General features: G+C 51.5%; 9 protein-coding genes. 6 read left to right on the top strand and 3 right to left on the bottom strand.

Annotation, left to right across the window (positions count from 1 at the left end; genetic code table 11):
* Window positions 1-4 precede the first annotated feature (4 nt).
* Window positions 5-430, bottom strand: coding sequence for a winged helix-turn-helix transcriptional regulator (locus tag AC23NW_RS17305; RefSeq protein ID WP_487450978.1), 426 nt, complete (start codon window positions 428-430; stop codon window positions 5-7).
* A 91-nt stretch (window positions 431-521) separates the two neighbouring features.
* On the opposite strand from AC23NW_RS17305, the gene AC23NW_RS17300 reads away from it, so the two are divergent.
* The 5 genes from AC23NW_RS17300 (at window position 522) to AC23NW_RS17280 (ending at window position 5,996) form a co-directional block, all read left to right on the top strand.
* Entirely contained in the window at window positions 522-2,090 is a 1,569-nt protein-coding gene (locus AC23NW_RS17300) for a Na+/H+ antiporter (protein WP_487450880.1), read from the top strand.
* Window positions 2,091-2,135: 45 nt separating this feature from the next.
* A complete protein-coding gene (locus AC23NW_RS17295) occupies window positions 2,136-3,032 on the top strand; it encodes a helix-turn-helix domain-containing protein (protein ID WP_487450879.1) in 897 nt (298 codons plus the stop codon).
* Window positions 3,033-3,133: 101 nt separating this feature from the next.
* Entirely contained in the window at window positions 3,134-3,952 is an 819-nt protein-coding gene (locus tag AC23NW_RS17290; RefSeq protein WP_487450878.1) for an enoyl-CoA hydratase/isomerase family protein, read from the top strand.
* Between the two features lie 26 nt (window positions 3,953-3,978).
* Window positions 3,979-4,908: an NADP-dependent oxidoreductase gene (locus AC23NW_RS17285; protein WP_487450877.1), complete on the top strand. Its 930-nt coding sequence runs from the start codon at window positions 3,979-3,981 to the stop codon at window positions 4,906-4,908.
* Between the two features lie 326 nt (window positions 4,909-5,234).
* On the top strand, window positions 5,235-5,996 hold the full coding sequence (locus AC23NW_RS17280) for a LytR/AlgR family response regulator transcription factor (protein ID WP_487450876.1): 762 nt from the start codon (window positions 5,235-5,237) through the stop codon (window positions 5,994-5,996).
* 9 nt (window positions 5,997-6,005) lie between these two features.
* Here the strand turns inward: AC23NW_RS17280 and AC23NW_RS17275 are convergent, their stop codons facing one another.
* The gene (locus AC23NW_RS17275; RefSeq protein WP_487450875.1) at window positions 6,006-7,316 is read right to left on the bottom strand and encodes a sensor histidine kinase; all 1,311 of its coding nucleotides are present in this window, start codon (window positions 7,314-7,316) and stop codon (window positions 6,006-6,008) included.
* 371 nt (window positions 7,317-7,687) lie between these two features.
* On the opposite strand from AC23NW_RS17275, the gene AC23NW_RS17270 reads away from it, so the two are divergent.
* Window positions 7,688-8,257: a LytR/AlgR family response regulator transcription factor gene (locus AC23NW_RS17270; protein WP_487450874.1), complete on the top strand. Its 570-nt coding sequence runs from the start codon at window positions 7,688-7,690 to the stop codon at window positions 8,255-8,257.
* A 137-nt stretch (window positions 8,258-8,394) separates the two neighbouring features.
* Here AC23NW_RS17270 and AC23NW_RS17265 read toward each other — a convergent pair whose 3' ends face one another.
* The gene (locus AC23NW_RS17265) at window positions 8,395-18,525 is read right to left on the bottom strand and encodes an SdrD B-like domain-containing protein (protein ID WP_487450873.1); all 10,131 of its coding nucleotides are present in this window, start codon (window positions 18,523-18,525) and stop codon (window positions 8,395-8,397) included.
* Between the last annotated feature and the right edge of the window lie 411 nt (window positions 18,526-18,936).

The following is an 18,936-nucleotide window of genomic DNA, read 5'->3' as shown; positions in this document are numbered from 1 at the left end:
TACCTCACCGGCATCCCTCATTTTTTTCGGCCAGTTTTTTCATCATTGCGTCCAGAACGGCTGCTTTATCTTCTTTCACCCGTTTCAGCATCTCTTTTCGTTCAGCGGAAATCGTAAAGTATTTTTCCGCCCATAAGCTCATTTCGATCAGTACCGGCAGCAGGTCGATACCCATTTGGGTCAGCCTGTACATACCCTTCCCTTTGCCATCGGGTTGTGCTGACCGGTAAATGATCTGGTTTTCTTCCAGCGTTTTTAGTCTGGCCGCCAGAATATTGGTCGCAATCTTTTCCGGGGATTTCAAAAAGTCACTGTAAGTACACGCCCCCCCATACATCAAATCTCTGATTATCAGTAGAGACCATTTATCACCGAAGACGTCTAACGACGTACTGACCGGACAATCTGATCTGTTTTTTGCTCTATCCATACAAAAAAACATTCGCCTGACTTGCAAAATGCAAGTGACAATATCACCTTTGTCTTGCATATTGCAAGCATCTGCAAAAATAAACAATGCAATGATACACCAGTTCCCTTTTTTTCTGATACTCATCATCAGCATAACACTACTGATGATGCTTGCCAACCGGTTCCGGATAGCCTATCCGATTGTATTGGTCATTGCAGGGCTGGTTGTCAGTCTGATTCCATCGATGCCCCAAATCGCGATTGACCATGAGTTGATTTTTACGGTTTTTCTCCCCCCTTTACTCTACGAGTCGGCGTGGAATATTTCGTGGAAAGAATTCTGGCGCTTCCGGCGGATCATCAGCAGCTTTGCGTTCCCCATTGTCTTATTAACCTCCTTGTTGGTGGCGTGGGTAGCCAGTCATGTTATCCCCGGTTTCAGCATTGCCCTTGGTTTTTTATTGGGCGGCATTGTTTCGCCGCCGGATGCCGTCAGTGCCTCGGCCATTATGAATATTGTCCGGGTGCCGAAATCATTAAAGGCGATTATTGAGGGAGAAAGCCTGCTGAACGATGCCTCGAGCCTGATCGTCTTCCGGTTTGCATTGATTGCGGTCGAGACGGGGACGTTTGTTTTCCATGATGCAGCCGCGAGTTTTGTCTGGGTCATTGCCGGTGGCGTTGCCATTGGCCTGCTCACCGGAGGGGTCTTTTACCTGATCCATAAGTGGCTGCCTACCGACGTAAATATGGATATTGTCTTTACCCTGACAGCGCCCTATGTCATGTACCTGGCCGCCGAGAAAGCCGGGGTGTCGGGCGTACTTTCGGTCGTGAGCGGCGGGTTGCTTTTAGCCATTCATCAGGATCGGATTATGAACAATACCAGCCGGTTACGAACTTTTGTTGTTCTGTCGGCGCTTGGCTTTATCCTGAACGGCTTAGTGTTTATTCTGATCGGGCTGGAGCTGCCGGTGATCATTGCCGGTCTGGGTCAGGTAAAGCTCAGCACTGCCATCGGCTACGGTGTGCTGATTAGTATGGTCCTGATTGTCGGCAGATTAGTTTCGGTGTATGGCTCGATTCAATTTACGCGAATAGCCAGCCGGTTCATTACAACGGCGGGTGCGCCCGGCAGCTGGAAAGGCCCCTTTATCTTCGGCTGGTCGGGCATGCGGGGGGTGGTTTCGCTGGCAGCGGCCTTGTCCATACCACCGGTTCTGTCCAATGGCCAACCCTTTCCGGAGCGGGACTTAATTTTATTCATCACCTTTATTGTCATCCTGTTTACCCTGCTGCTTCAGGGACTGACCATGCCGTTATTCATCAAAAAACTACAGCTGGATCATGCAGGCGACCATATCGCTGAAGCCGAAATCAAACGAAAAATCCATCAGGATTTAGCCGGCCGGTCGTTACACTTTCTTCAGACAACCTATGCAGATGAGCTGACGACGCAGCCCTCACTGCAACACATGGTGCAGAAACTGGAATCGGAAAATTTATGGGAGACCGGTGACGGCCTCAATAATACCTGCCGCCAGATTTATTTCACCGTCATAAACAAGCAGCGGGAATGGCTGCACGAGATAAACGGGGACATCAAAGTTGATGAAGAGATCATCCGGCGTCATCTCCGGATGCTGGATCTTGAAGAAGAGCGTATCCGGTATTCCTGACCGGCAAAGCCATACACCTGTTTATGAACTCTTTACTACTTCAGCATGCACGTATTTGATACCCTCGCCGGCTATAATCAATACCTGAATCTTTCCCGCCCGCTGCATCCGTTAATGGACAGCCGGGTTTGTCAGCAGGCCATACCCAACTTCCCGCCCCAAAGCGCCGGTATTCAGGTTAACCTCTTTAAAATTGCGGTGAAAAAAGATTTTTCGGGCAGTATAAAATACGGTAAAGGGCATTACAAGACGGATAACGGCCTGATGTTATTCAGCGAACCGGGACAGGTAGTATCCTGGGAAACCTTGACCTACTGGGACGGATATGCCTTTGTTTTTCACCCCGATCTGATTAAAAATCACACGATTGCCCGCCAGATCAGCCGGTATAAGTATTTCAGCTACGATATCCATGATGCGATATGGTTAACGCCTGAAGAAGAAGAAACGATTACGTGGCTTTTTACCCGAATTCATAAGGAACTTAAGCAACACGGGGAGCAGACCAATACCGACGTGATTCTTTCATTGCTAAGCGTTGTACTGACCTATGCCGAAACATACTATGAACGGCAGTTTCAGGATACAGATGTAGCACCTCACAGCATAACGGCTAAAGTTAAACTCCTGCTACAGGATCATTACCACAACCTGTCTCAGCCGGTAACCGGTCTTCCGACCGTTTCGTCGCTGGCAGCCCGCCTGAACGTCTCGCCCAACTACCTGACCGATCTGGTCCGGGAAGAAACCGGAAAAAGTACCATAACGCTCATCCATGACTATGTGATCGGACAGGCCGAAATCCTGCTGCAGCAAACCAGCATGAACGTAAGCGATGTGGCCTATCAGGTCGGTTTTGACAACGTCCCGTACTTTTCGCGGCTGTTCAAAAAAATAAGAGGCATCTCGCCTGCCGAAAGCAGAAATCAGGGAAAAGTATAAGCATCCCCCTGATTTGTGTCAGCCGGTTTCCCTTCCATGCCGCTAGTTTTGTCCGTATACAACAGTACGCGATTTCAGGACAAAAAAAACACAGTAAGCATATGATTTTCAGTATCGATAAAATCAACGCCGGCTATTGGAAAGTAACGTTTAATAACCCGCCGATCAACCTTTTCGGGGCCGGATTCTCAAAGCAACTGATAGTGCTGATGGATGAGATGGAAGCCGACAGTGATCTGAAAGTGGTCGTATTTGAGAGCGCTAATCCGGACTATTTTATTGCCCACCTGGACATTCTACAGGCCAATGACTTTCCGAAAGGCCCCGGCCGGACCGGCTTATCGGCGGCGTGGCCGGATATTGCCCGGCGCCTGGAACTGGCGCCCTTTGTTAGCATTGCGGCCATCCGCGGGCGGGCCAGAGGTTTAGGCAGCGAATTTGTGCAGGCATTTGACATGCGTTTTGCCAGCAAGGAAAAAGCGGTCCTGGCTCAGGTAGAAATCGGCATCGGCGCCTTCCCGGGCGGCGGCGGAATGGAATGCCTCCACCTGCTGACCGGCCGGTCCAGAGCGCTGGAAATCATTTTGAGCGGTCAGGACTACGACGCCGAAACCGCCGCCCTGTATGGCTGGGTTAACCGCGCCATTCCGGATGCCGAACTGGATGCGTTCGTCGATCAGCTTGCCCGGCGGATTGCCTCGTTCGACAAGCAGGCGATTGCGGCCATCAAGGGAATCATTAACGAGCAGGCCCCGCTAGCCAAAAACGAAGACCTGATGGCCACACAGACTAAGTTTTATGCCGCTCTGGAATGGCCCGAAGCCAGACAACGGATCGGGGCCCTGTTCGGAAAAGGCTTACAGCAAAACGGAGAGCTTGAGTTTAATCTGGGGAAACACATTGTTCTGCACGAAGCATAATACAGTTGACAATCAGTCTATTATTCATGAAGGCAATTATTTTGAATGCGCCGGGCGGTGTAGAGCAGTTAACGTACGTTGACCTGCCCACGCCTGAAATCGGTGATGGTGACGTGCTGGTTCGCGTAAAAGCGATCAGCATCAATCCGATTGACACAAAAGTCCGGGAAGGACACGGGCTGTATACTCTGTTGAGTAAGCATAACCCGGTTATTCTTGGCTGGGACATGGCAGGGATCGTGACAGAAAGCCGCAGTGACCGCTTCAAACCCGGCGATGCTGTTTTTGGTATGGTAAACTTTCCGGGTCATGGAAAAGCCTATGCCGAGTACGTGGCTGCTCCGGCTAATCAGCTGGCGCTAAAACCTGAATCGGTGTCGTTTGAGGAGGCTGCCGCTACAACACTGGCTGCGCTGACGGCCTGGCAAGCACTGGTCAACCACGCGAACGTACAAAAAGGGCAAAAGGTATTAATCCATGCTGCTGCGGGTGGTGTCGGGCATTTCGCGGTACAGCTTGCCAAACACCTGGGCGCACACGTTACAGGCACATCGTCGGCAACAAACAAAGCCTTTGTTCTGAGTCTGGGCGCTGACCGGCATATTGACTATAACGGATATGCGTGGGAAGAGCAGGAGCCGGAATATGACTTTGTTCTGGATGCTGTCGGGGGCAGTAATGTAGACCATTCGATTGCAGTCACCAAACCAGGCGGTACCGTAATCAGTATCCCGACTACCGTAACAGAGTCGGCAACCGCCAACGATAAAGGCATCCGGTGCTACTTTATTCTGGTGAAATCAAGCGGTGACGACATGCATCATCTGGCGGAATGCCTGGCAAAAGGCATCCTGAAACCTTATGTAGCCAGCCGGTTTGATTTTTCTGCCATGCGCGAGGCTCATCAACAGATTGAAACTGGCAGAACCGTGGGAAAGGTGGTTTTGAGCCTCTGATAAACAGCCCGGCCCGATGAGTTGACATACGGCCGTTCAGGAAAAGCACTGCCTGCCACCGGCAAAGAGGAGATCAACCGCGTGTATTTTGTGACGCTGAGACGCCCTGATGGTTCTTATGACCATCAGGGCGTCTCGCTGCTAAAGCGTCTGAGCTGTCTTAATCGTAAACCCTTTATAATTAACAGATTAAATAAAAGACAGTAAGAGTCATAAGAAAAGCATACCAGGCGGCACATCTATGGATGAAAGTAAATATGTATTTATCATGAATAAACAGACTAAGATTTATTACTTTCAGCGTTATTCAGGTTATAAGAACGTAGATGGAAAGCTGTGCAATCATTGAAGACGATCTTGTTTATCGTCTTCAACTTGTTAGGTATATTGAAAGAACGGGTTTGTTTTCTGCTCCAAGGATATATGATACGGTTTCGACTGCACTGGAAGGGCTTTTGATTGAACCGGTTGACTTTATTTTTTTAGATTACCATCTCCCCGATCACAAAGCCGATTATTTGCTGGACGTACTTCGGCCCAACGCTGCCGTAATCATGTTGACAGTTGACCGGGACCCGGCGGTCGAATGTTTTAATATAGACTGCGTGGTTGATTATGTCATGAAACCGTTCAGCTACGAGCGACTCTTGAAAGCAATTGTCCGGGGCAGGGATCATTTGCGTCACGTTGCCGAAAAAGCTTCAGCCCACCACCCCGTAAACAGCCATGATATAGGGTACATCTATTTAAAAAGCGGACGTAAGAATATTCGTTTTCTCGTCTCCGAAATCTACTATGCGCAGGCATTCGGACCCTACGTGAAAATTTACTCACCTGATGGCGCGACCGTGGTAGACGGCTGGCTTTCTAATTTTGAAAGCCTCCTGCCGACAGATACCTTTTTGCGGGTTCATAAATCATTTATAGTGAATATCAGGCACATCGCTCAGGTAAATACATACTTCGTCCGCATGCCGAATGCGGATGTTCCGATTGGAAGTACCTATAAAGCGAATGTAAAAAATGTATTGTCAGCTGCCCACTTTGTACTGATAGACCTGAAAAAGAAATCTCTTTCAAACAGGTAGGTACAATCCTTATTGCTGCGTCCTGACCGGTATATTGACCGTAACAATTGTTCCTTTGCCGGGATGGCTGGTAAAGGTGAGTCCGCCATGTAATAACCGAACCAGTTCACTACAGATTTCCAGCCCGATTCCTGTCCCTTTTTCCCCCAATGTCCCTGTAGTTGAGATTCGTTTCCCATCGGCTAAACCTGCTGCGATGTCTGCCGGCATACCTATGCCAAAATCCTCAACTGAGACCAACAACCGGTTATTTACAACATTACTACCGATATTAATCTTACCCCCCGTATGACTGAACTTTATGGCATTCTGTATAAGATTCCTGAAAATAATTTCCAGTAAATATTCATCCGAATACAGCATGATAACTGTCAGGTTTACCGTAATATCAACTTGCTTTACAGCTATATCCCGCATGAAGCTTGTTAATATACTTGATATCGTGTTGTTAAGATCTGTTTCCGTAAAATAAAGCTTCCAGCCTGAACGCTGTAATCTTGACCAATGCAGTAAATTATCGAGATTAAGGTAAACTTTATCCACATAATGGGCGGCATATCCTATCTCAGTATTTTCTTTATGGTCGTTTGCTAAATTTTCTAACAGTATTTTCACAGAACCTATCGGGCTTCGTAAATCATGACTAAGAATATTAAATAGCTTATCTTTAACACGATTTGAGGTTTCAAGATCTTTTTTTTGCTCAACTAACTCATCCTGCTGCCTGATTAATATTTTCTGAATCTCTTTTATATATTTTTTTGCTGCCCAGCTGATATAACTTACAATTAAGATACTCAGAAGCTCATGGATAAAATCATCCTGATCAAATGGTCTATTAAGGGTATCTATAACTATCAGCCTTACCGATACAAACAATATAATATAGACTATAATCAATACCCATGAGATAATTCCATCAAAAAGTAAATGCGCAATCAAACAGAGCTGTATGACATTTATTTCGACATGAGAATCTACACCTTCCTGTAGTCTCCTTGTATAAATATAGGCAATGACCAGAAAGGATGAAATGACAAGAGCATATCGTGCCTTATTTGTCCTGTTGGTATATAAAAAGAAAAAGACAAGAAACGGAAAACCCAGCGTCAACGGAATTAAATCAAAAAGCCTGGAGGAGTTATTGGTCAAAACGGATAGGACGCCGACAAGGCAAAATATCGCAACGGTGATGATACTATAGAGATTAATGATTTTAGCCCGTATGGAGTCAATCAACGGAACTTCGAGCGTGTCGCTGCTTAAGTTTCCGTATATAATCCCTGTTGATTTCCTGTACCTGTCAATAAGTGTTTTCATAGGATATATCGCTGAGCGTTTAACGTTGGCAAATTTACGGAGGAAAACTATTCATTAATTCAGCAAGCACTTCAGTGAGCCGGCATACCTTTGCTTCTTCATACCTATGCAGCATACTTTGCTCAGTTATGGCAAAGTGGAAAAAATAACTGAAAAGGCGCTGAAAAGTATGGGAAACCGGCAAAAAAATGACGGGAAATGCCGAAATGCTGACCGCTAATTGTACCAGAACGCCAGGCTGTTTATAAAAGACCTGATACTTTTGAACCAGGCCGGACAGCTGTTTGGATATAGCACGATACGGGTATAGCCAGTCATTCCGTCTACATCTGACATCCTGTCCGGAAATTCGCGAACTGGAAAAGCTTACGATGGGAAACGTTATATCGTTAACAAATGCCGAAGATCTGACGCGTATTCTTTCAGGATTAAAGTCAGAGCACACACTTATTATTAAAACAAACAATGGCAGGTTCGATGTACGGATTATCAAGTCTCAGGGCGCTGAAATCACCCTGCCAAAACCAAATAATCCTGAAAACAAGGCAAGTAACATTGAGAATGACATAAGCCTTATTCGGTCTAATGTTAATCCATATGAAGAATCATTTTTGGACTTATTTTTATTAAAAAATGGCAACAAAAATGATATAATTGATCTCAGCCATATCATTTACCTGGAAGCAGACAGCAATTATACCTTTGTAAATACTCAGCATAAAAGATATGCTATAAAAAGATCGTTAAAAAGCATTCAGGCATCGTTAAATGACAAATTCCAGCAATGTCATAAAAAGTATTGTATAAACATTGACTATCTACGATCAATCCAGAATAGTACCGTATACCTATACGGCGATCATACAATACCGGTTTCTAAATTCTATAAAAAGAAATTTATTGACTCCGTCTCGAAGTACCTGAGGTTAAAGAAATATTAGCACTACGTAATTCATATGCGCTAATAGTGTTAACGGAATCACCATATCCTTGCAGATAAGACGGATATTACACAAAAAAGCCCGGATGTAAAAATAATCCGGGCTTTTAGCATTTTGCTTATTTCTCAATTGAAATCTTACGGTCTGCCTATACGTGTTTTCTTTACGGTTACCGGTACACAGATTGCCGGCGGACAACTACAGTTCGTAGTCAGGTTAAACGTCAAATCCCGGTAGCAACCTGACGGATTGTAAATCCGTACTGTATACGTCCGGTCGCCGGTCAGATCCGTAGCCACCAACCCATCGGAAGAAACGCCCGACAAAGTCGGATTTACAAGGGTAAAAGTGCTGCCTTCGGCGATGGCAAACCGGTATTGGCTCGGATTCTGACCTAACCCCAGGACCGTTAACCGCCCGTCGTTGCGCGGCTGGCCACCCTGACAGGTTGGAGACAGTGTAATGACCGTAAAGGCAGGAACACTATCCGGCTCAATAATCACCGGACAGCAGGAGCTCGCCGGGCATTGCACACCGGCACTTTGAACGCTATACTCGCCCGTCGCCGTAGCCGTGTAGCTGCTGCCCGTTGCCAGCGCAATCGCTGTTCCGTTGCGATACCACTGATAGCTGCTATAGCCCGCCGGTGCCGTCAGCCCGATTTGAAACGCCGTACCCGGACAGACTTTTATCGGTACCGTAAAACATACGGTCGTTTCACTTTCCGGTATCCCCACCAGCCGGGCCGTATTGTACACTACCCCTTCTGTCAGTACACTCACCGAGTACGTCAGCGTGGCCGTTCCGCCCGCAGCCAGACTGCTTATGGCCCATCTCCCCGGTGTACCGGGCGTAAAAGCACCGGTCGAAGTAGAAACCGAGGCTGGCAGCAGTACCACCCCACTACTTAGGGAATCCTGCACCTCCACATTCGTTGCCGCTGCCCCGCCGGTATTGCTCAGCACAAGCGTATAACTCACTATTTCCCCTGACTGCGCCTTTTTGGTGCTGACCAGCTTATTGAGGATCAGGTTTGGTGTCTGCCCGATGGTCAGCAGCAGGCTGGCAGTTGTCTGGCACTGCGGCCCTGTCACGCAGGTGACAGTATACGTCGTGGTCGCCGTCGGGCTGACAGTCATTGTTGTCGTCCCGCTCTGCCCCGTTGACCAGACCACCGTTCCGCTCTGACAGCCCGTCGCCGTCAGCGTGACGGGCTGGCCGGCCAGGGCGGTGGTGCTGCCGGCCGACAGTGTAAGCACCGGAGCAGCACTGACCATTACTCCTGTCAGAACAGAGACGGACTGTACATCGTCCTGACAGATAACCGTGTAACTGCTTGTCTGCACAGGCTGAACGACAATACTAGCCGTGGTTTGGCCCGTACTCCACCAGAGGTCGGCACCACAGTTGACGGCCGTCAGCGTCACGGACTGCCCGGCACAGATGGCGGCATTGGTTGCCTGCACCTGTAAACTGGTCGGAATGGTACCAATCCGCAGGCGAGCTACCGCTGTACAGCCAGGTCCGGTGGTACAGGTGGCCGAGTACAGCACTGTCGGCGCAGGCGAAACGACGATCTGAGCGGAGGTCTGTCCGGTTGACCACATCAGCGAACCGGCGCAACTGTTGGCCACCAGCGTGATGGAATTTGGTGTTCCTTTCAGGGCCGTCAGGCTCAGCACCGGCTGCGGCATCACCGTTACCGTGCCCACCGCAAAGGTCGTTGAACCCGTCGAGGTCGTGCAGATCGCTGTATAGTTTGTCGTTGCTGTCAGATTCGGCGTTATCAGGCTGCTGCCCGTTGTGTTATTCGACCACGTCACCGTGCCGTTGTTGCACCCCGAGGCGGTCAGCGTCGCAGAACTGCCGTAACATACCGTCGCCGAAATCACCACCAGACTCGCCGATGGTTGGGTATTGACTAGCACCGAAGCCGTCGTCACACAGCCCGGACCCGTCACACAGGTGGTGCTGTAAGTCTGGCCCGGCTGCGACGGCGTTACGCTGATGGTATTGCCGTTCCCACCCGTTGACCAGGTTAGTGTGCCCACACAGCCAATCGCCGACAGGCTCACCGGTGTGCCCACCGTCACGTTGGTTGCACTCGCTAGCAGGCTCAGCACCGGCTGCGGCATCACTGTCACCGTGCCCACCGCAAAGGTGGTTGAGCCCGTCGAGGTCGTGCAGGTTGCCGTGTAGTTTGTCGTTGATGTCAGATTCGGCGTGATCAGGCTGCTGCCCGTTGTGTTGTCCGACCAGGTCACGGTACCCGTGCAACCCGAGGCGGTCAGCGTCGCAGAACTACCGTAACATACCGTCGCCGAAATCACCACCAGACTCGCCGATGGTTGGGTATTGACTAGCACCGAAGCCGTCGTCACACAGCCCGGACCCGTCACGCAGGTGGCGCTGTAAGTCTGGCCCGGCTGCGACGGCGTTACGCTGATGGTATTGCCGTTCCCACCCGTTGACCAGGTTAGTGTGCCCGCACAGCCAATCGCCGACAGGCTCACCGGTGTGCCCACCGTCACGTTGGTTGCACTCGCTAGCAGGCTCAGCACCGGCTGCGGCATGACCGTCACCGTGCCCACCGCAAAGGTCGTTGAGCCCGTCTGCGTGATGCAGGTCGCTGTATAATTCGTCGTTGCCGTCAGATTCGGCGTCATCAGGCTGCTGCCGGTTGTGCTGTTGGACCACGTCACCGTGCCGTTGGCACAGCCCGAGGCGGTCAGCGTCGCAGAACTGCCGTAACATACCGTCGCCGAAATCACCACCAGACTTGCAGCCGGTTGGGTATTGACCGTCACCGAAGCCGTTGTCTGACAGCCCGGACCCGTCACGCAGGTGGTGCCGTAAGTTTGGCCCGGCTGCGACGGCGTTACGCTGATCACCGCGCCGTTCCCACCCGTTGACCAGGTTAGTGTGCCCGCACAGCCAATCGCCGACAGGCTCACCGGCGTGCCCACCGTCACGTTGGTTGCGCTGGCGGCAAGACTCAGCACCGGCTGCGGCATGACCGTTACCGTGCCCACCGCAAAGGTTGTCGAGCTCGTCGAGGTCGTGCAGGTTGCCGTGTAGTTTGTCGTTGCTGTCAGATTCGGCGTTATCAGGCTGCTGCCCGTTGTGTTGTTAGACCAGGTTACGGTCCCGTTGGTACAACCCGAGGCGGTCAGCGTCGCCGAACTGCCGTAACATACCGTCGCCGAAATCACCACCAGACTCGCCGCTGGTTGGGTATTGACCGTCACCGAAGCCGTCGTCTGACAGCCCGGACCCGTCACACAGGTAGCGCTGTAAGTTTGGTCTGGCAGCGACGGCGTCACGCTGATCACCGCGCCGTTCTGGCCTGTTGACCAGGTTAGTGTGCCCGCACAGCCAATCGCCGACAGGCTCACCGGTGTGCCCACCGTCACGTTGGTTGCGCTGGCGGCAAGGCTCAGCACCGGCTGCGGCATCACCGTCACCGTGCCCACCGCAAAGGTGGTTGAGCCCGTCTGCGTGGTGCAGGTTGCTGTATAGTTTGTCGTTGCTGTCAGATTCGGCGTTATCAGGCTACTGCCCGTCGTGTTGTTCGACCAGGTTACGGTGCCGTTGGCACAACCCGAGGCTGTCAGGGTTGCAGGGCTGCCGTAGCACACCGTCGCTGAAACCACCACCAGACTCGCCGATGGTTGGGTATTGACTAGCACCGAAGCCGTCGTCTGACAGCCCGGACCCGTCACGCAGGTCGCCGAATAGGTCTGGCCCGGCTGCGACGGCGTTACGCTGATCACCGCGCCGTTCTGACCCGTTGACCAGGTTAGTGTCCCTACACAACCGATTGCCGAGATGCTCACCGGTGTGCCCACCGTCACATTCGTTGAACTCGCTTGCAGGCTCAGCACCGGCTGCGGCATGACCGTCACCGTGCCCACCGCAAAGGTGGCTGAGCCCGTTGAGGTCGTGCAGGTTGCCGTGTAATTCGTCGTTGCTGTCAGATTCGGCGTTATCAGGCTGCTGCCCGTTGTGTTGTTCGACCAGGTTACGGTGCCGTTGGCACAACCCGAGGCGGTCAGCGTCGCCGAACTGCCGTAACATACCGTCGCCGAAATCACCACCAGACTCGCCGCTGGTTGGGTATTGACCGTCACCGAAGCCGTCGTCTGACAGCCCGGACCCGTCACGCAGGTGGTGCTGTAAGTCTGGCCCGGCTGCGACGGCGTTACGCTGATGGTATTGCCGTTCCCACCCGTTGACCAGGTTAGTGTGCCCGCACAGCCAATCGCCGACAGGCTCACCGGTGTGCCCACCGTCACGTTGGTTGCACTCGCTAGCAGGCTCAGCACCGGCTGCGGCATCACCGTCACCGTACCCACCGCAAAGGTGGCTGAGCCCGTTGAGGTCGTGCAGGTTGCCGTGTAGTTTGTCGTTGCCGTCAGATTCGGCGTTATCAGGCTGCTGCCCGTTGTGTTGTCCCACCAGGTCACGGTACCCGTGCAACCCGAGGCGGTCAGCGTCGCCGAACTGCCGTAACATACCGTGGCGGAGGTAACCACAATGGCGGCGGCTACCGTACACGAAGCCGGTGCCATATACGATACAGGCGCTCCACTGCAACCCGTCAGATTTACCGTAACGGTATGGCTGGAACCATCGGCGATCAGCCCCGTCAGGGAGTAGGCTACGGAAGTGGCATTGGCCGGTACGGTCAAGGTCACCGACCGGAAGCCGTCGGTCAGGGTGGCCGTGCCGCCGGTACTGTTACCGGTCAGACTCAGGGTTCCCGTTAAGGTATACTGGTTCGTAGCAGGATCGCAATTGCCGGCAATAGCCGTCAGGCTCAGGGAGCAAGGTACAACCACCAGACCAAAATCATAAGTGTGATTCGTGCTTCCTGCTCCGCCTGTAGTCAATTCTATACAAGGTTTACCACTCACCAGCATGGCATCATTGTTGACCTGGGTGGTGCCTGAATTAGCCGTACTGCTTTCGCCCGGCGTGACGGGTGATACATTGGTAAGCGACAAGCCCGTAACGACTGTGCTGGAGCCCAGACTGGTGACCACAACGGCATAACCCGTGTTGTAGGTCAGGGCGGTAGTAGCCAACGATGAACTGCTGTTACCCGCTGTAATGTTGGCGCTGGAGAAATAATACTCACCAGCCGCATTGGTAGTCACACTGGCCAACGCGGTCGTCTTGGCCGCATTATAGAGTGTAACTACTGCGCCCGGAATAGCGGGTTCGCAGGGATCCTGAATCCCGTTGGCGTTGTCATCGCGCCAGACCCGATTGCCAATCTGAATGGGTGCCGGGTCACAGAGGAGTTCCAGATCACCTAAACCGTTAGCTTTACCCAACGTACCTGCATCTGCACTAGTAAATACTTCGAAGGTATTTGCTACACTACCATCAGAGTTATTTAATCGTTTGGTTCCACCTGTATTTGAGTGATCAGCCGGGTCCATCGCCGTAAAATCAACCTGGTTGGTTAAAGGCATTACCATTAATCCTCCCGCCAGGGTCTCCCGGTGTCCTACCTGATTAACACCGGAAGGTAACAGGTCGTCCCTGTAAAACTCTGACGCATTTTCCTGCGCATTCGGTGGACTAACCTGATCCGTTCGGGGAATATAAGGTCCTGTCCCGTCCCGGTCCCCGCCAGATTCGATAGTCCAATGATTGATACCACTGGGATAGGCGTAGCGGATGTCGCCAACGGCAATTGCCGTATATGTTGAACTACCATTTTGATCATAATTACCATTTCCTCCTATGTGTCCGAAGCGATCCATCAAGCCAATGATCATGCCATTGGTAATCACATCAAACTCAATATCTGCTATAATCGGCTGCGGATCTACAGTCAATCTACCAAAGGAATATCGGGCCTGTAGATCGGTATCGCGCCATGGAAGCCATTTTGCGAAGTTGGCAGGTGCTCCATTATAATATGTCTGACGGGCATAATCAAGCGGAAAGCTCAGTACTTCGGTGAAAGCTGTGCCATCATAGGCATACACAAATGCGTCCATATCGGCCTGGTTCTGTGAAACGGAGCCATCGCAGACAACACCGACAAACAGTTTCCCATCGTGGTATTTTAATCCAAATGGGCGATAGGTACCACCCGTACAACCCGGGTCAGGAATATTGACTGTCTGTACAAGCGTCTTTGACGTAATATCAATCAGATGTAATTGCCGGTTATACAAGTTCACCACGTAGAGTGTCTTTTCATCGCTCGAAATATCTATATCGCCGATTCCTGCTTTAAACACGAGCGATAAGGACTTCGGATCTGAAACAGGCGTTGTCGGGTCAGACAACCCCCGAGCTCCATCATTAGTAACCGTACCAAAATTGAGCCCCAGCGTTGTCAGGTCTTTCCAAAGTACTGTAGTTGGTGTTCCCGACAGGTTTGAGGTTACATAGATATTACCCACATCAGCTTTCAGATCATTATTCAGATCAGGAATTCCCACATACCGTTTTACAAAAGCGGAAGAAAACAATTGCCGGGATTTTTTGGCGTAAGCCAGTCCCCAGGTTGAGCCAATCTGATTCTTGGTAGCAAGGGGTTTCTCAGCACCGTTATTGTACGGCCAACTAACCAATACATTACCTGCTCCCAATGAAATAGCTCCGCTAATGTAGCAAGGCGTAACTACGGTCGGATTCGTCTGGCAGTAATCGTCCGGATGGTTGATACCTACGCTGGTGGTACAGTTACCGGGTTGCGTGAATTGCACCGTGGTACCGTTGTTGGTTCCCCGGTAGGTCGGGCTATAGCCATCAGGCAGGTTAGTGAACTCTACCCGATAGGTCGTGCCTGCCGTCAGCCCGGTAAAGCTGTAGGCACCATTGAGATCAGTCTGCATCGTAGCCACCTCCGTACTCTGGCCATTGGCATCACAACGGAAAATCGTGACGGTAATACCGGGCATTCCCGGATCCGTTGTCCCATCAATACCATCACTTCCGAAATCCCGGAAGACCACCCCGCCAACACTGGTCGGACCGGCTGTACAGGACGTACAGACAACGGGTGTCAGATCGTAGGTGGCATCATCAGCTACGCAACCGTTCAGGGTTCCGCGTACCCGATAGGTTGTATTGGCGTTAATAACCGGCGTTGTAAAGGGATTGGTTGTGCTAACAACGGCCGTTCCGCTATTGAGGTACCACTGGTACGTGGTGCCGGCCGGGCCGGATGCCGTGAGTATATCGGCTGTTCCCTGACAGAAAACGGTATTCCCGCTGATAGAAACCGTTGGCCGTGGCGTGAGCACGATTGTAATTTGGGTGGCCGGTTTACAAACCCCGTCAGCCGATTGCAGCAGGGCATAGAGATATAAGGTCTGAGTCATTGAGCCAACCAGATCGGGTAGTTGCGCATTGTTGAGCGTAACTGTGTTGGTTGCTGCCGTGCCCGAGTTCACCGTCCCCAGCACCGTGCCGCCCGTAGCGGTGTAGGCATCCGTTGGCGAAGCCAGTGGGCGGGTAAAGTAAACAAACCGGATGGCATCGGGTGCCTTGGCGGTTGTGCTTACGCTCAGGTTCATTGTCGTATTGGCACACACGGTCGTGATAGCCGAAGCGGGTGCCGTAAAGTCGATTGTCGGTGTGCGCTTTACCGTGAGTGAGCGAATGGCCGTAGCGGCACAGACGGCTCCTCCGTTGAAGGCAGTGAAGGCATAATAGAGCGTACCGCCGGCTGACGATGGCTGTATATCCGGTGTCGGGCTGAATGTCAGGCTGGTAGCACCGCTGATGGGAGAAAAAAACGAACCGGCAGCATCGGTGAAATACCACTGATACCCTGTTGCGGTACCGCTGGTAACGGTTGCGGAGAGCGGAAGGGTAAAGGACCCTCCCTGACAGATAACCTGGGAGGGCGAAACCGCAACAGCGGGCATAACGCAGGTAAACCCAAAATCAAAAGTGTGCTGTACACTGCCAGCGTCTCCGGTAGTCAGCTTGATACAGGGCAGACGCTGCCCGCCCACGTTGTCCAGTGTAGCATCATTATTGATGGTGGTCGTTCCGGAATTGACGGCTCCGGTTTCGCCGGGTGTAGCGGGCGAAACCGCCGTAACACTCAGGCCCGTGCTACCTAAACCAGCTACCACAAGTGCGTAGCTCGTGTTTGGCTGGAGCACCGTTGCTGAGACATACGAGGTACTGCTCACCCCGTCTGTCCGGCTGGTGAAATAGTACTGTCCGGTGGCATTGGTGACCGCACTGGCAAGAAGGGTTGTTTTGGTTGCATCATAGAGCCTGACTACCGCACCGGCAATGGGTGGTTCGCCCGCATCCTGAATCCCATCCTGGTTGGTATCGAACCAGACCCGGTTGCCAATTTCGATCGGTGCAACCGGATTGGCTAATTCCAGATCGCCGAGGCCAATCGCTTTTCCGAGCCCACCGCCATAAAGTGTGTAGCGTTGGTTGTTGTAATCGGTACCAGACGAGGTTGAGAATTTACCTGTGCCACCGGTAGCATAGCCATAGGTATCCATCATGGTAAGTAATACCCGTCCATCCCCTTTGAGCAGGGCCATTGCCCCCATTGTTGTTTCATTATGCGCGATAAAGAGGTCCTGATAGAAAAACTCACCTCCACCAGGGCCCTGGCTGTTCGTCGGTTCTCCCGTCAACAGCTCATTGTTGATCGAACGGATACTTCCTTTATTCTCCAGCGTAAAGGCATTCGTAGCGCTGTTAAGCCCTGCTATCTGAATGTCTCCCGCCAGGGCATACGCGACCAGTTTGGTTGAGTTGCCTAAATCAGCGTAATTACTAAGTCCCCACTGATTTCCACCCCGATCCAGGAAACTGAGCAGCAGGTCTCCCCGATCCGTAAATTCCAGATCAGACAAAATAGGTTGCGGATAACAGACAATCGGCCCGGATGAAACAAGATTGGCGGTATTGTTTGTCCAGGGATTCCAGAATTGGCAAGCCGTCCCGCTTGCTCCTCCACGCTGGAAGGTAAGCGGATAGGTTAAAACAGGCGTATTGGTAAACGTTAACGCACCGGTGGGGTCGTTAATTTCAAATACATAGGCACTTACATCGGCCAGTGCTCCCCCATTCTCGGCAGTGGACACCGCACCGATGTACAGCTTTCCCCGATGGAATTTTAACGCCCAGGGACGCAGCACCCCATTCGGGGCGGTAATGCCCGCAGGCAGGCTATACTCCGTTACGGCCACTATGCCAGTCGGGTTGGTAATGCTGTTTAACTGCAACCGCATCAGTTTTCGGGTATACAGGTTTACGACAAACAGGTATTGACCATCATCGCTGATTTCCAGATCGCCCAGCCCCACTTTACCTACCTGATCAAACGCTGCCGGATCATAGTTGGGTGTAACCTGACTGGATGTTAAACCCCGTTGCGGATTGGTGCCTATTACGCCCAGACCTTCCGGCTGACCGGTCAGCGGGTCAGTAGGGCCAAGGTAAACAACGCTGGTTTGGGGAGAACCCGACTGAACAAATGAGTAGCTGCTACCCTGCCCGTAGGTGACAGATGTTGGTGTAGCCGCCCTTGTGCGATAGCCGTTGGCATCAAGGTCGTAAAACGGTTGAATTGAAAGCCACTGGACCCCGGGGGTTTCGGTGACCATGTAAATACCACCTGTTCCGAGTTGCCCTAAGCCGACATGTCGTTTTACCAGGGCCGAAGTAAAGATTTTTTTTGCCTGTTTACTGTAGGCCACCCCCCAGGCTGCACCAATCACTCCACCTTTTGCTGTGTTGGTCGGGTGGGTAGTTTGATCCCCACTATAACCGTATGGATAACCGACAAACCAGTCGACACCGCCTGATGTCCCTTCCGCGCCCGAAGCGAGTGGGTCACCCTGCGTATAACAAGGTACATACACCTTTGGTATAAACGTTGTGGAGCCATAATCATTGGGGTTGAAAATCGCAAAGTTGACGTTGGTGCTGTTGCCATTCACAAACTGTACCGAGCTGCCGTAGCTATCTGCCCCCAACGCGGAGACGTCAACAACGCTATTGGCGCTCATGATTGTCCCGGAAGCAGGCAGTGTAAACTCAATGCGCACCTTCCCCGTGCCACAGCCCGTCAGCGTGTAATTAGTGGACCCTGTGCTGGTCGATGAGACAACCGAGCCACAGAGCACCCCACTGGTGTTGTAGGCGCTGACAGTGATGCCGGGAATCAACGGATCGAAGAGATCCTTTGTGCCGTTCCCGTTGAAGTCGCGGAAGATAGCCCCCGACACCTGCGCGTTTACGCTATGACTGAGGATCATTAACAAAAAAAATAACCAACTACAGTTTCTCACCAAAATGAAGGCCCTCCAAAACGGGTTGATCAACTGCTTGTAAGCATGATTATAGTGCTTGTCAGGTTGTAGAACAGTAGCGTTTAACATGCAAGTATTATTTAAAAAGTGAATGGGTGACTGGTTTGGGCTGATCGTCGGCCAGATCAACTATCGCCGACGTAGACTTTGTGATTTACTATCCCACATAGATGATCCATTTTTACCAGTTATATAAACCAATGCCTACATTCTGGTAATATCATGTATATATATGTCGACGAGCAAAAAGTCTGACAAACTGAGTTGCGGAACAGCACAGAGTGATAAGGTGCCGTTTTTTGTACACAGGACGCCATTTCCGGCATTCGCCCGCGCTCCGGGCTACCTTCAGGCAGT

It is taken from the genome of Arsenicibacter sp. R0_47 (genome assembly GCF_057652235.1).
Note: the sequence above shows the minus strand (reverse complement) of the source record. Positions and strands in the feature narration are given on the sequence as shown.